The organism is uncultured Campylobacter sp., assembly GCF_937973075.1.
GTDB lineage: Bacteria > Campylobacterota > Campylobacteria > Campylobacterales > Campylobacteraceae > Campylobacter_B.
Genome location: NZ_CALBWL010000075.1, coordinates 18,843 through 32,121, shown reverse-complemented (window position 1 = coordinate 32,121; position 13,279 = coordinate 18,843). Strand labels below are relative to the sequence as shown.

Sequence of the window (13,279 nt, the reverse complement as noted above, 5' to 3'; positions counted from 1 at the left end):
GCCTGTCAATAACCCAATTCAACCACTTTATTTGATAGGGTTTTTGTGGATTATAATGATATTTTGCCAAGCACTGATCTACACGATTTATAATATCATATTTCTTCAAGTCCTCTTTCGAAATATATTCCGCTACAAACGCCATTTTCTACTCCTTAAAATTTAATTCTCGGATTATACCGCGATATGTTTATATCCGCCTATGCGCTCATAAATATATAGTGGGAAGTAGGATCTGTTTTATTAGAGCTTGCTCAGCAGAGCGTTTATCCGTTTTAGCGCTTGCGTTATAAAGAGCTTTTCGCTGCTATTGGCCCTTTATCGCAATCTCTCATCAAATCCCCTACTCATATAAAAATTTCGCCGCATTTTACCCTTTTATTCTTACGGTATATTTAAAATTTAAAACTGCTTTGCCATATCAAATTTCAAGGTTCTTTACTACTCTAAATTTTAAAATTTTACTTCCCAGCGCAGCAAAATAAAAAGCCTAAAGCCAAATGCAAGACGCTATGTTAAAACGCTATAACCACTTAAACTATCTATTGGGCTAACTGCCAAACCGTCACTTGGCTACCAAGCGCCTACTCACACCTTCCATATCTTGACATTAGCTCCGCCTTTTTGATATTAAAGCTAGCTTTTTGCGCATGTTCTTTAAGAGCTAGCTCCTTTTTTAAAGAAGCTATTAGGGAGTTTAAGACATCTATCTTTGAGCTTTCGTTACCGGCATTTAATCTCTTTTGCATAGTTAGGATATCTTTTGAAATTTTAGAGGAGTTAGATAATATCTTATTGTATTCGTCCTTTTTGGATAGAAATAGTTTAAGATCAGCGATCTGCTTTTCGTATTCTAATCTAGCTTCTTCCTTTTTAGATAAAATTCTTTCTTTATTTATCTGCTTTTCTTTGATCTGCGCGGCGCGCTTGCCTCCGTCAAACAGGCTCATATGCACCGTAAGGCCCGCTCTATATCCATGTCTTTTGACATCCTTTCTTGCGCGACTAAAGTCGTCTCTGTCGCTGCCGTAAAGATCGTACCTGCCATATAGCGAAACGGTAGGATAATAAAGTCTTTCTTGCGATTTCATACTCAGCTCATTTGCGGCTAGCTCATGATCAAATCCTTTAGCGATTACGCTATCTTCAAAGGGTACGAAGTCTGAGTTAATACTATTAGCCCCGCCCAGATCCGAGAGATAAAACACGTTTGGAATTTTAACTCCAGAAAGCGAGTAAATTTTATTTAAGGCGTTATTGGCATTAAGCTGTAGTTGAGATAATTCATAGCTAGTATCGGCTAATGCTATGGCTTGATCTGCCAGGACGGTTTTGCTTAGCTCGCCTGCGCCCGATAGCCTCTTTTCGTAGATATAAAGCATCTCGTAGGCATCTTTTAACCGCTCATAAATTTCTATTCTATTTTTATATCCGAGCGCCTCGTCGTAAAGCTCCAGAAGCTTAATCGAGCCGTCCATATACGAAGAGCATCTTTTAAGATCTGCTTGTTTGATATTCTCTTCGGCAGCTTCTATGGCTAACTCATCCGCGCCGAATTTAAATATATCTTGACGTAGTACTAAAGAGAGGGAATCTCCATAGCCGCTTTGCGAGACTAGACTATCGTCGCCAATCTGCACGGAATTATAGCGGGCGCCGTAGCGTTTGGCGTATTCGCTATTGGCATTGATACCAAGCTCTGGATAGCGTGAGGCCTTTTGATACTCAAGCTCGTTGCGTGCGCTTTGCACATCGAGTCTAGTTAAATTTAAACTCGGAGAATTAGCTAAAGTATGCTCTAATAAGGCGTCGAAGGAGAAGGAGCTTGGGCCCGCTTTAAAATTTGAATCAAGTTCTCCGTCTAGTCTTTTTTGATTTATATCCCGTATTTTTGATCTATCTAGTCTATAAATTTTAGTAGGGGTTTTAGTTTCGGCTTCGGCTTTAGCTTTGGAACTTGAATTCTTAGAGGCGTCTTGCGAGCTATCTTGTTTAGAACCTACCTCCGGGGTAGAGAGATATTTTTCTAAGGCGCTTTGAGTGTTTTGCGCGGCTGCTTGGTTTTGAGTAGACGTTTTATTTGAGGCAGGTTTTGATGAAGCGGAGCTAAATTTATTCGCTGCGTTTAAGAAATCCGCACCGATAGTTAAAGCCAAGGTGATTAGAATAGGGGTAATCGCAAATTTATTCAAAGCAAGCTCTTTATAAATGAAATTTTAATGCATTTTATACGAAAGGGGATTAAAATTTTATAAAACGGATGAGGAAATTTTAAGTTTGCCGTCTTAAAATTTAAAGACCGAGGCACGCGGTGTATACGATCGACGATCCGAGGGCGGTGCTTTTGCACGAAAAGGCTTCCAAGCTTACAAAAGAAAAAAAGTGCGAAGCGGAATTCCGCCTCTATGACCTTATCGCGAAAATTTCTCCCGACGTGCTTGCCGAAGTGCACGAAGGTGAAAAAAAAGATCTGCCCGAACGTCGATTTTTATTCCGGCTTTGTGTATTCGATGCTTAATATCCCGCGTGAACTCTACACGCCCATTTTTGCGATTTCGCGCATTGCGGGCTGGAGCGCGCACCGCATCGAAGAGATCGTCGCAGGCGGCAGAATTTACCGGCCGGCGTACAAAAACGTGTGCGACGTGCGCGATTACGTTCCGATCGAAAAGCGCATAAAGTAGGCGCTTATGATCCGCCTCGACAAATTACTGTCTCACGGGGGCTTGGGTTCCCGCTCTTCCGTAAAAAAACTGCTCCGCTCGGGCGCCGTGACGGTAAACGGTAACAGCGTATCCGACGCATCGATCCGCATCGATGACGAGAACGATGTCGTCGCCGTACGGGGCAAAAGAATCGAAGTTCGCAAAGCCGTCTATCTCATGATGCATAAGCCTTCGGGATTCGTGTGTGCAAAGCGCGACGGGCTTTACGAAACGGTTTTCGATTTGCTAGGCGATCCATACCGCACGCCTTTTTTCGAAGAAAATCTGCATACGATCGGAAGGCTCGACTGCGATACCGAAGGTTTACTTATTCTGACGACCGATGGAGCGCTCACGCACCGCATCACTGCTCCGAAAAGCGAATACGGAAAAACGTATGTTGTGCGCCTAGCAAAAAAGTTCGAAGCGAAGAAGGGGCGGCATACGTTTGCAAATGTGCGCAAGGCATGCACATGGAGCCTGAAGGAAGAGAAAAAGAAGCCGACTGCAAAAGCGCGGAGCTCGTGTGGCTCGGCAGCGGCGATGAAAAAGACGAATGTACGCTTACGATCTGTGAAGGAAAATTTCACGAAGTAAAGCGCATCTTTTCCGCGCTCGGAAACGAAGTCGTCTATCTGAAGCGCATCGCGATCGGCGCGCTTCGGCTGGACGAAAGCTTCGCGAAAGGCGATTGGCATGAACTTTCCGAAGACGAAATCGAACTGCTATACCGAATTTGAGAACTTGCGCGCGCGTTTCAGCACTGTACGCCCAATTGTTCTTTGAGTGCGGATTGTGCGACTGCCGAAACGTTGATTTTAAGGATTAATTCATTTTTACCAAGGGGATGGTTACCGTCGCCGTGCCGTCTATAAAAACCTTGTGTTTTTTGAAGTTGCCGGGCGGGCCTTTGCCGTCGTAATTGCTGAATCCGAACGGCTCTTTCGGTATGCCGATCGCGTTCGTATTCAGTTTTCCGTCGCCGTTGACGTCGTGATAAACGCAAAACGCATACTCTCCGGCTTTGAGCCGTATGCGATATACCGCCTTTTCCCCGTCAGCTGCCGTTTCGGCGGTTCTATACGGAAGACGTTTGCGAAAACTTTCGGAGGAATCGTGGATACTGATAACGATTGTTCCCGACTTTTCTTTTATGCCGGTAACGACGATTTCCGTGTCAAAGAACACTTCGCCGTCCGCCGTTTGGGAATACAGGGAATACGACGGGTTGAAAATCATCGCGCATAAAAATAAAGTGAACAGTTTTTTCATAGTGTTTCCTTTTTTGCATAATTGTCAAAGCGGCACTGCTCGAATACGTCCGTACCGATAAGCGTGATCGCCTTCGCCGGGCAGTTGTTTATGCAGCGGTAGCATATCGTGCAGTTTCCGGGATAAAACACGGCTTTACTGTTTTCGATATATAATGACTTTGTCGGGCAGTGTGCCGCGCATATGCCGCAGCCGATGCAGCGGTCCGTTTTGATTTTGAGCCGTTCGGTCAGTTTTTTCGCATGCATTTTAAACCACAGGCGCTGGCCGAATAAGCCTGCGATTCTGTGAAAAAACGATAAGCCATCTTTCGGATAGATTCCCCGCTTTATGCCTTCCGCCGCTTGCAAAATCTTTTTTTGCGCCGCCGCTATGAGCCCCCTGTTTTCTTTCGGCGTTTTTTTTAAAAGCTTTACATCGGCGATACAATCCGGCATGTGCAGATGTAAGCCTCCGGTAACGGCGGCTCCGCATTTTCGGAGCAGCCTGGCCGCAAGCCCCGCGCCGTCTCCGCTGAAAAGGCCCATCGTTGCGATCACAAAAACGCGCTTTCCGCGGAACATATCGGCATGTTTTAAAATAAACGCTTTTACAATGCGCGGGATATCGCTGAAATAAATAGGATAACCGAGCGCGATTTCATCCGATGCGCGTAAGATTTCAAGCGCTTCGTCCGATTCCATGCTGCAAGCCCTGCCGCCGGTCGCTTGTGCAAACGCTTCCGTACAGTATTTTGTGTTTCCCGTTCCGCTGAAATACATTCCGTTCATATCGTACCTCTTGTGCCCTTACTTTAAAAATGACGGCTCGAGCACGTCCATAAAATCGCCGATTTTTTCTTTCCAATTTTTGTCGTAGCACACGTTTTTCATTGTCGCCAACGCCGTAAGTCCGTGAATAAAAGCCCATATCGTTATTAAAATATCGATTTGCTTTTTTTTCGGGACTTTATTTTGCGTAAGCAATGACAGGACGCTGTTTTTATACAGGATAAAAGGCGCATAGTTTTCTTCATCCGGCACGGATAAAGTTAAATCGACCTTTATGTCCGACTTTGAATACAAAAATTGAAAATAGGCGGGATTTTCAATAAAAAAAGAAACATAGGCCGTGCCCAAATTTTTTAACAATTCGGAAGGCTTTTTGTTTTCGGCGATCGCGGCTTCGAGCGTTTTCGAAAAGCGCTCAGTGATGTGCAGCTGCATCGCGTTGAGCAATTCTTCTTTGTTGTGAAAATGACTGTATGGGGCGGCATGGCTTACCTTGCAGGCCGTCGCCGCTTTTCTCAGCGAAAAAGACTGTAGCCCGTCGGTATTGACGATTTCGATACCTTTTTCGATTAAAAGATTTTTTAATCCTTCGCGGTGATACGGCAAATTCAATTTTTGCATAAGTACTCCCTTTTAATCTTTACAGTGTCAAGATAATAGCGTAAAAACTTTACATTGTCAAGTTTAAAGCGTCGTGTAAAGCGATTTACAAAAGCCCGCGTTCGCGCATATAATTATGTTATGTTGTCGGATATCGAAATAGCGCAAAAAAAATCGAATGCTTCCGATCGCGGACATCGCACAGCGCATCGGCATTGATACGGACGGAATCGAACCGTTCGGACAGTACAAAGCGAAACTCATCGCAGAAACGCTTCGTGCTTTACGAAAACGCGCTCTGGACGCAAGCGCGCGCCTCATCCTCGTTACCGCCGTAACGCCGACGAGTACGGGGGAGGGAAAGTCGACCGTTTCGATAGGGCTTGCCGATGCACTCAATAGGATCGGGAAAAAACGGTGCTTGCGCTCAGAGAGCCGTCTTTAGGCCCCTGCTTCGGCATAAAGGGTGGTGCGTGCGGTAGCGGAAGGGCGCAGATTGTTACGATGGAAGAAATCAATCTGCACTTTACCGGCGATATCCATGCGATTTCCATAGCAAACAATTTGATTGCGGCTCTGGTCGATAATCACATTCATCACGGCAACGAACTCAAAATAGATCCCCGCACGATTTCGTGGAAGCGGTGCGTCGATCTCAACGACCGCGAACTGCGCAGCATCGTCGGACTCGGCGGCAGAATGAACGGAGTGCCACAGGGAGATCGCTTTTGCATTTCCGTCGCAAGCGAAATCATGGCGATCGTCTGTCTCTTGCGCACGATCTCGGAATTGAAAGAGCGCATCTCGAATATCGTCGTCGGCGAAAATTATGACAGAGAAAGCGTAACACAATAGCAAATAGGCAAGCAAATAGAACAAATTCCGTAAAGCGATCGTCCCATCTGCTTTCCCACCCGTCTCATTTTACGCCATGAAGCGTACCATATGCAAGCTATAAATGCCCTAGGGCTGGGGATATCCGTCAAGAGGCGATAGGCTCTTGACGGATAATATGATATGTCGTTCCGCCATTTTTTGCTCCATTGGGTTTGTTTGAGACGTTTTAGCGCTTTATGAGGGTTATCTTTTTTGGGTAGTATTTTTTGTATATTACAGCTACACGTAAATTTAAAAACACACCCGCGTATTTTTTAATCATCATAACTATAAAAGCTATAAGCCTAAAAGATATTGTTCTTTGTTGTTGCAATGCTCTCTATGACTTCTTTTAATACTATGAGATGTTTTTCGCTGCAACTATTAAGCTTTGATGCTTGCTTTTAGTGTTATGGGTGCATAAAGCTTTTAGGATGTCTACTTTATCCTTTTGTTCGCTATTTTATCTTTTCGTTGCTCTTTGATATTCCTATACCATTTGTTTGCTCCATAATCTGATGGATGGCTGCTTTAGTGTTTGTTAGCCTTTGAATAGCTACCTATTTTATATCGCGTCTTGTATTTGATTTTGGGCTTTGTATTTTGCAGTGCTGCGAAGTAAAATTTTAAAATTTGGAGCGCCAAAAGACCTTGAAATTCGATATGGTAAAGCGATTTTAAATTTTAAATACTTCATAAGAATAAAGGGGGGAAATGCGCCAAATTTTTATATGAGTAGGGGATTTGATGATAGATTATGATAAAAGACCAATAGCGGCAAAAACGATTACTTACTAAAAAATCTAGAAATTCTTGTATCCGTTCTAAAATTTCAAGTCATATTTGAACAAATAAAAAACGGTAAATAGCCGCCTGCCCTCCTTCCCTACCTTACGCTAAGTCCTTCGTCTAGGTATTTGATGACGGGATAGATAAATAGCTCTATTACCCGTCTTTTGCCCACTTTTACTTCGGCAGTTACGCTCATACCGGGCTCGATCTCCTTTTTGATCCCATCTACGATCAAAAATGTAGAATCGGGCCTGATCTTTACTTCGTAAATCTCTCCCAGCTTCTCATCATTTATCGCATCGTTTGCTATGTGGATGAGCTTGCCTTCTAACTTGCCATATTTTTGAAAGTCAAAGGTCTGAACCTTAATCGCTACGCTTTGATTGTTTTCCAGATAGCCTATGTCTTTATTAAGCACGTTTGCTTTGATGATTAAAGGCTTATCGCTAGGCACTATAGAGATTAAATTTTCTTGATTTGTGATGGCGGTTCCTTGCGTATTTACGAGTAGCTTTCCTACAAAGCCGTCAACGGGAGAGGAGATGATCTGCTGCCTGGTTTGAAACAAGATCGCGTTGATCTCCGCTTTTAGCGAGCTTGCTTCCTTTTGTTTGGCTAGCATCTCATCAAGCCACTTTGATATGCTTTGGCTTTTAAAGGCCTCAAGCTCTTTGGCTAGCTCATCTAAATTTGCCCTTTGCTCGGCAAGCTTCTCTTTTGAAATTTTAAGATTGGAGCTTAGCTCGATTACCTTGGATTTGAGCTCATATAGATCCCTGCGCGCTATTATATCTTTTACTTTATTTAGATTGCTTAGCCGCGCTTCATCTATCTTTAAAATTCCGCTTAGCCTCTCGACCTCTAAATTAGTAGAGTTTATCCCCATTTGCAGCGCTTGCATTTTTAGATTATAGACGTTTATGCTCTCTTCGTAGTTTGATTTTTGCGTATTGTATAAGCTAAGCTCGTCCGCGCTGATATTGGCATCTAAGCTTTTGCCCGAGCTTAGAGCATCAAGCCTTTTTATCGAGTATTCAAGTAGGGCTAGGCTCTCTTGCTTGGTGGATAAATTTACCGTAGAGACGCTAGGATCGATCAGGATGAGATGATCGCCCTTTTTTACTCTATCGCCCTCTTTTACTAAAATTTTAGAGACGACGCCGCTTTCGAGAGATTTTAAAATTTTAATCTCTCCGTCGGGCACGACCTTGCCGTTAGCGCTTACTACGATATCTACTTTAGCAAATACCATCCACAGCACGGCAAATATCAAAGCCCCGCAAGCTATCCATAAGATAGATCTTCCCAAAGGGTTTTGCGGAGCATCCTCTATCTCGATTAAAAGAGGCTTAAACTCGTTTGAATCATCTTCTATTCTTTTGAAAATTTTTAGCATTGTTTAGATCCGATCATTTTTTTAGCCTAGCTGCTTCTGAACCTTAATCCAATAAATTTATTTCATAGCATGGCTATTGCGTTTAAATATCGCTAGTATTTTTATGGCGTCTTTGCTTACGCGAAACGGCACAGTATAGCCTTTAAAAACCAGATCTCTAGTATCTTTACGATTTAGCTTAGGATTCTTTCTAAAACTATACGGGCGATTTGGAATATCTGAAATTTTAACAATCAAATCATCTGCAAATTTAGCTGCCCTTTCGGGACTATCCTGCGCGATAAACATAATAATTTTATCCAGATCGTTAAGAAATTCTTCGCTGTAGACAAGCTTCATATCTATCGGGCCATTTTTTTAAAAAGTTTATTTAGGTGCTCCAACATTTCCTCGTGCGAGCGATATTTTAGCTCGCCCCTATCGTCGGCATCTGAAATTTCCATAAGTCTAGCTTCATCCTGCGGGCTTAAATAATCGGGCTCATTATAGCTTATAACGGCGGTAGGATCACCTGCGATTATATCCTCTATGGCTTTAAGCGTTTTAGCGTTCGATGTTTGAATATTTATTGATGCAAGCATAATTTATCCTTGTAGAAATCTAATTGAATTAATTATGCCATAAATTTATAATAAAGCTCTTAAGCTTTGTGCGTATAACAAATGCATTAAAAATATGGATTTAAGAAGGATACGCTCAAATTTAAAGATGAACCTTTCATTGGAACTACATTCATTCGCAGCTCTCATCTCATACAGGGCCTATCCCAGCTGCTTATCATATAGGCTCTTATAGTAGCCACCCAGAGCCATTAGCTCCTCATGCTTTCCGCGCTCTACTATCTCGCCCTTATCTAACACTAAAATTTCGTCGCAATTCTTAACGGAATTTAGCCTATGGGCAATGATGATGAAGGTTTTTCCCTTTTTGATCTCGCTTAAATTTTTATTGATGATGCTTTCGCTTTCGTAATCAAGCGCGGAGGTCGCCTCATCAAAGATTAAAATTTTAGGATTATTTATGAGTGCTCTAGCGATTGCGATGCGCTGTTTTTGTCCACCGCTAAGGCTAGAGCCGCGCTCGCCTACGAAGGTATCGTAACCTCCTGCAAGCTCTGCGATAAAATCATGAGCGCCTGCGATCTTGCTAACCCTGATGATCTCCTCCATACTCGCTCCGCTTGCGGCAAAGGCGATGTTTTCTTTGATACTGCCGCTAAATAGATAGTTTTCTTGAAGGACTACGCCGATGTTTTGCCTTAAAAGATATGGATTAAGATGCCTGATATCTATGCCGTCTATGTAAACGGCGCCCGAGCTTTGCAGATAGAGCCGCTCGATCAGCTTCGTAATCGTGCTTTTGCCGCTGCCGCTTCTGCCTACTATGCCTACGCTTTTGCCCGGCTCTACGTGAAAGCTGATATCTTTTAGCACTAAATTTAGATCCGGCCTGTATCTAAAATTTACGGCGTCAAATTTTATATCCCCTTCTATATTATTTAGCGCAATCGGTTTATCGGTGCTCTGCTCGGTTGGAGTATTTAATATATCTCCCAGTCTATCTACGCTAAGAAGGGCTTGTTGGAATTCATTCCAAAGACCAACTAGCCTCATTACAGGAGCGCTAAATTGCCCCGCAAACATCTGAAAGGCGATGAGCTGACCGACGCTTAGCTTGCCTTCGATCACAAGCCCCACGCCGAAATATAAAATGCAAAGCGTCATAAGCTTTTGAAGTGCCGAGGCAAAGCCGCTTGCGACGTTGCTTAAATTTGAAAGATTAAAAGATGAGCGGACGTATCTGCCTAGATTTTCCTCCCACATCTTTTGCATACTGCCCTCGATCGCTAGAGATTTTACCGTTTGCATTCCGGTTACCGCTTCTACGAGATAGGAGTTCGAAGCGGCTCCCATTTGAAATTTATCCTCCAGTCTCCTTCTAAGTACCGGCGTGATGAAAAAATAGATCGCAGCAATTACGCTTATAAATGCGATTGCAATTAGCGTGAGCTTTACACTGTAAAGCAGCATCATAAAGACAAATACGAAGCTAAATAAAATATCAAGTAGCACGCTTACGCTTTTATTTGCGATAAACTCTCTTATGCTATCTAACTCGCGCACTCTGGCTACTATGTTTCCAACCTTACGGTTCTCAAAGTAGGTCATCGGAAGCAAGGCCAAATGGCTAAAAAGCTCGCTACCTAGCTTAGCGTCAATTTTAGTAGTAGTGTGCGCGAATATATAATTTCTACTTAGGCTTAAAAGCATCTCAAATATGATGGTAGCCAAAAATGCAAATGCAATTACGTTTAGCGTGCTAATGCTATGATGGGTCAAAACCTTATCGAGCACTACCTGCGTAAAAAGGGGCGTCACTAGGCCGAAAAGCTGCATGATAAATGAAGCCAAAAGCACTTCAAATACAACCCTTTTAAAACTTAGCATCCGCTTGTAAAACCAGGCAAAGCCGAATTTAATCTGAGAATTCAGAGTTTTATGAGCTAGCACTATAAACTCGCCGCTGCAAAGATCAAATAGCTCGCTAGCATTAAGCTCTTTTACGGAATTGCCTCCGTCAAATACGATAAATTTAATAGCTGCTTCTGGCTCTTGCGAGGCTTTAGATTGAGGGGATTTGAATGGGCGGGAGGCTTTAGATTCTTTGGAGGAGGAATTGTATGAGCCCGCGTAGGATGAAAACGGCGCGCTAGAAGAAGATGACGCATTAGAAGATAACGATGCAGACGAAGATGAGTTTAAAGAATTTGCCGTATCGCTGTTAGAGCTCAATATCTCCTTAGAATCTGCCGCGTCTTTGGAATTTGCGCCATCTAAATCAGTGGCCGTCTTACTAGCATTTGCCGCTTTAATATCCTCTTTACTTCGCTGTTCTATCTTTAGGACGTTAAAGTAGCTTCCGTCCTTTTTCTGAAGGATAAAGGGAGGCTTGTATCGCATCAAATTTGAAAGATTTAGCTTTTTAATCTTAGCCTTAAACTCGCAATGCTTAGCCATACGCACCAGCTCTTCGATCTGCGGCTCCTCGCTGCTTAGCGCAAATTTATTTATAAGCGCCTTGGCATCAAATGGGATATGATTTACGGCAGCTATAAGACCTAGCGAGCCCAGGGCGGTTTGCATCGGATACCTTTGAGTGAAATTTGAAAGAATTCTATTAAGTCTATTTGAAACGGGGCTTAAATTCGGAGGGAATTTTAAAGAAATTTAAGGGATTTGGAAGATTATGGGGTTTAAACAACAATAGTGCACATAAAAGAATGGCTGTCGAAAGGCTGCCGGATAGATTATAAAATTTTGGAAGGCACCCGATAAAATATCCGGGTCAAAATTAGCTTCGGAGAAGCAAACGCAGTAATACGAGTGACGAAAAAGTCGGTTTAGTCACAAATTTTTGCTACAACTATGAAATTTTAAAGATACTTTAATCCTCATCGTTATATAATCGCGGCACTTTCGGGGAAATAAAACGAGTTGTCGCTTTAGGTTTTGTTTAAAAGCTAAAGCTCTTTACAGGCTAGTGTTTTAAGGCTGAAGGATCAAATTTGAAGACCTTTTTGAAGACCTTGCTTAAAATCATAAAAAACATTTTTAAAAGCATTCCTTATATAGTTATTGTTCTAATCGCCATTGTCTTAGAGTTAAAATTTGGAATCGGCTTAAGATTTACATCAACCTCCCACCACTATACCATCACTGCAAATACCAAAGTAGATCCTAACTCCGAGCTAGCTAAATACGTAACGCAAAAGGAGATAAACGCAGTTGGCTATAGATATTGGGATATAGACGAAGAGGAGGTTAGAGATAACCCCACGATGGAACTTTTGCGCAGGAGCTTAAAATCAAAAGATACGGATAAAATTTTAAAATTTATGCAGGATAATAATATAAGCGTGGATACCCCTCTTCATTTCGGCGTTACCCCTTTGATGTATGCTAGCTTTTACGATGACGAAAAGACAGCAAAAAAGCTGATAGAGATGGGCGCCGATCCTCATAAGAAGGACAATTACGAGCTATCCCCTATGGCATACGCTATGGAAAATAACGCCACTAAGTCGGTTAGGCTTTTGCTAGATAGCGGAGTTAAGTTTGACGAAGTAGAGATAGTGCAAGAAACCTACGGCATTAGAGATGTCGAAAACTGGATAGATTCTGTAAGCTTTGACGAAAACGCTACTCCGATCATACATTACCGCACGAAAGAGGTTCTTTTTAGCGGCGGAGGCGAGCCATATTATTTTATCAGCCACCTAGTTAGAAACAATATGTACGATATAATGAAAATGGTGCTAGAGAGCGGTTATAGACCATATACCTACTCCACTTTCAATATGGGAGAGGTCTATGTTTCAAATAAACTAGAGGAGATACCGAGCTATAGAAATATAAAGAATACCCATAAAAGATATGGAGTAGAGGAGTTTAGGCTTTATAAATCGGTATATGGCGATCTGCTGGACGTGCCCGAGCCCGGAGCCATGATAGATCTGCTTTTGCAATATGATATAGGCGGAATCCCAAACGATGAATTTTTAAAAAGAATGTATGATGATAAATGCTATGAAGAATATAGGTATGATATAGCTGTAGGATACTATAAAATGGGAAGTATGTTTGACTCGGCATTTTTACAAAAACATTGTTCCGACAAGAATGCTACCTTTAAAAATATCAAAGAGTATATACTATTTGTAGTAGGGCAAAAAAAAATTGATAAAATAGAATTTGCAGCAAATAGAAAGCATATAAAAAACCCCAACTTCCATATATCTAAAGAGGAAGTCGAGAGGCTAACTAACGACTATAAAGAATATAAAAGAAATTTATTTAGTAAGGAGTAGG

At 42.3% G+C, this 13,279-nt stretch carries 14 protein-coding genes and 1 pseudogene; 7 read left to right on the top strand and 8 right to left on the bottom strand.

The features are described from left to right. Positions 1-584: 584 nt before the first annotated feature. Positions 585-2,192, bottom strand: a complete 1,608-nt coding sequence (locus tag Q0274_RS10550; protein WP_298029556.1) for a TolC family protein — start codon at positions 2,190-2,192, stop codon at positions 585-587. 119 nt (positions 2,193-2,311) lie between these two features. On the opposite strand from Q0274_RS10550, the gene Q0274_RS11160 reads away from it, so the two are divergent. The 4 genes and pseudogenes from Q0274_RS11160 to Q0274_RS10535 all read left to right on the top strand — a co-directional run bounded on the left by Q0274_RS11160 (position 2,312) and on the right by Q0274_RS10535 (position 3,445). Further along, positions 2,312-2,518: a hypothetical protein gene (locus Q0274_RS11160; RefSeq protein ID WP_367271927.1), complete on the top strand. Its 207-nt coding sequence runs from the start codon at positions 2,312-2,314 to the stop codon at positions 2,516-2,518. Then, the gene (locus Q0274_RS10545; RefSeq protein WP_367271926.1) at positions 2,457-2,684 is read left to right on the top strand and encodes a citrate/2-methylcitrate synthase; all 228 of its coding nucleotides are present in this window, start codon (positions 2,457-2,459) and stop codon (positions 2,682-2,684) included. The genes Q0274_RS11160 and Q0274_RS10545 overlap by 62 nt, the downstream gene beginning before the upstream one ends. 6 nt (positions 2,685-2,690) lie before the next feature. Next, positions 2,691-3,134: pseudogene (locus tag Q0274_RS11155) on the top strand (pseudouridine synthase); the annotation flags it as partial. Positions 3,135-3,178: 44 nt separating this feature from the next. Continuing rightward, the gene (locus Q0274_RS10535; RefSeq protein ID WP_297964001.1) at positions 3,179-3,445 is read left to right on the top strand and encodes a hypothetical protein; all 267 of its coding nucleotides are present in this window, start codon (positions 3,179-3,181) and stop codon (positions 3,443-3,445) included. 85 nt (positions 3,446-3,530) lie between these two features. Here the strand turns inward: Q0274_RS10535 and Q0274_RS10530 are convergent, their stop codons facing one another. From Q0274_RS10530 to Q0274_RS10520, 3 genes are read right to left on the bottom strand one after another with little or no spacing between them, the layout of a single operon-like run. Continuing rightward, a complete protein-coding gene (locus Q0274_RS10530; protein ID WP_298029551.1) occupies positions 3,531-3,977 on the bottom strand; it encodes a DUF2141 domain-containing protein in 447 nt (148 codons plus the stop codon). Continuing rightward, the gene (locus tag Q0274_RS10525) at positions 3,974-4,747 is read right to left on the bottom strand and encodes an EFR1 family ferrodoxin (protein WP_298029549.1); all 774 of its coding nucleotides are present in this window, start codon (positions 4,745-4,747) and stop codon (positions 3,974-3,976) included. The genes Q0274_RS10530 and Q0274_RS10525 overlap by 4 nt, the downstream gene beginning before the upstream one ends. Before the next feature lie 18 nt (positions 4,748-4,765). Further along, on the bottom strand, positions 4,766-5,368 hold the full coding sequence (locus Q0274_RS10520; protein WP_177387686.1) for a TetR/AcrR family transcriptional regulator: 603 nt from the start codon (positions 5,366-5,368) through the stop codon (positions 4,766-4,768). A gap of 157 nt (positions 5,369-5,525) precedes the next feature. On the opposite strand from Q0274_RS10520, the gene Q0274_RS10515 reads away from it, so the two are divergent. Next, the gene (locus Q0274_RS10515) at positions 5,526-5,792 is read left to right on the top strand and encodes a formate--tetrahydrofolate ligase (RefSeq protein ID WP_298029547.1); all 267 of its coding nucleotides are present in this window, start codon (positions 5,526-5,528) and stop codon (positions 5,790-5,792) included. Further along, positions 5,765-6,202: a formate--tetrahydrofolate ligase gene (locus Q0274_RS10510; RefSeq protein ID WP_298029546.1), complete on the top strand. Its 438-nt coding sequence runs from the start codon at positions 5,765-5,767 to the stop codon at positions 6,200-6,202. The genes Q0274_RS10515 and Q0274_RS10510 overlap by 28 nt, the downstream gene beginning before the upstream one ends. A gap of 907 nt (positions 6,203-7,109) precedes the next feature. Here Q0274_RS10510 and Q0274_RS10505 read toward each other — a convergent pair. The 4 genes from Q0274_RS10505 to Q0274_RS10490 form a co-directional block, all read right to left on the bottom strand. Next, the gene (locus tag Q0274_RS10505; protein ID WP_298029544.1) at positions 7,110-8,411 is read right to left on the bottom strand and encodes an HlyD family type I secretion periplasmic adaptor subunit; all 1,302 of its coding nucleotides are present in this window, start codon (positions 8,409-8,411) and stop codon (positions 7,110-7,112) included. Between the two features lie 57 nt (positions 8,412-8,468). Then, positions 8,469-8,750, bottom strand: coding sequence for a type II toxin-antitoxin system RelE/ParE family toxin (locus tag Q0274_RS10500; RefSeq protein ID WP_298029542.1), 282 nt, complete (start codon positions 8,748-8,750; stop codon positions 8,469-8,471). A 2-nt stretch (positions 8,751-8,752) separates the two neighbouring features. After that, positions 8,753-8,992, bottom strand: coding sequence for a hypothetical protein (locus Q0274_RS10495; RefSeq protein WP_298029540.1), 240 nt, complete (start codon positions 8,990-8,992; stop codon positions 8,753-8,755). 180 nt (positions 8,993-9,172) lie between these two features. After that, the gene (locus tag Q0274_RS10490; protein WP_298029538.1) at positions 9,173-11,554 is read right to left on the bottom strand and encodes a type I secretion system permease/ATPase; all 2,382 of its coding nucleotides are present in this window, start codon (positions 11,552-11,554) and stop codon (positions 9,173-9,175) included. A gap of 422 nt (positions 11,555-11,976) precedes the next feature. On the opposite strand from Q0274_RS10490, the gene Q0274_RS10485 reads away from it, so the two are divergent. After that, positions 11,977-13,278, top strand: a complete 1,302-nt coding sequence (locus tag Q0274_RS10485) for an ankyrin repeat domain-containing protein (protein WP_298029536.1) — start codon at positions 11,977-11,979, stop codon at positions 13,276-13,278. The last annotated feature ends 1 nt before the right edge of the window (position 13,279 follow it).

What these genes read in the sequence shown, in the direction of transcription:
- Q0274_RS10535 (WP_297964001.1), top strand. Translation starts at nt 3,179, where the DNA reads ATGGAGCCTGAAGGAAGAGAAAAAGAAGCCGACTGCAAAAGCGCGGAG.
- Q0274_RS10515 (WP_298029547.1), top strand. Translation starts at nt 5,526, where the DNA reads ATGCTTCCGATCGCGGACATCGCACAGCGCATCGGCATTGATACGGAC.
- Q0274_RS10505 (WP_298029544.1), bottom strand. Translation starts at nt 8,411, where the DNA reads ATGCTAAAAATTTTCAAAAGAATAGAAGATGATTCAAACGAGTTTAAG.
- Q0274_RS10525 (WP_298029549.1), bottom strand. Translation starts at nt 4,747, where the DNA reads ATGAACGGAATGTATTTCAGCGGAACGGGAAACACAAAATACTGTACG.
- Q0274_RS10520 (WP_177387686.1), bottom strand. Translation starts at nt 5,368, where the DNA reads ATGCAAAAATTGAATTTGCCGTATCACCGCGAAGGATTAAAAAATCTT.
- Q0274_RS10530 (WP_298029551.1), bottom strand. Translation starts at nt 3,977, where the DNA reads ATGAAAAAACTGTTCACTTTATTTTTATGCGCGATGATTTTCAACCCG.
- Q0274_RS10495 (WP_298029540.1), bottom strand. Translation starts at nt 8,992, where the DNA reads ATGCTTGCATCAATAAATATTCAAACATCGAACGCTAAAACGCTTAAA.
- Q0274_RS10500 (WP_298029542.1), bottom strand. Translation starts at nt 8,750, where the DNA reads ATGAAGCTTGTCTACAGCGAAGAATTTCTTAACGATCTGGATAAAATT.
- Q0274_RS10490 (WP_298029538.1), bottom strand. Translation starts at nt 11,554, where the DNA reads ATGCAAACCGCCCTGGGCTCGCTAGGTCTTATAGCTGCCGTAAATCAT.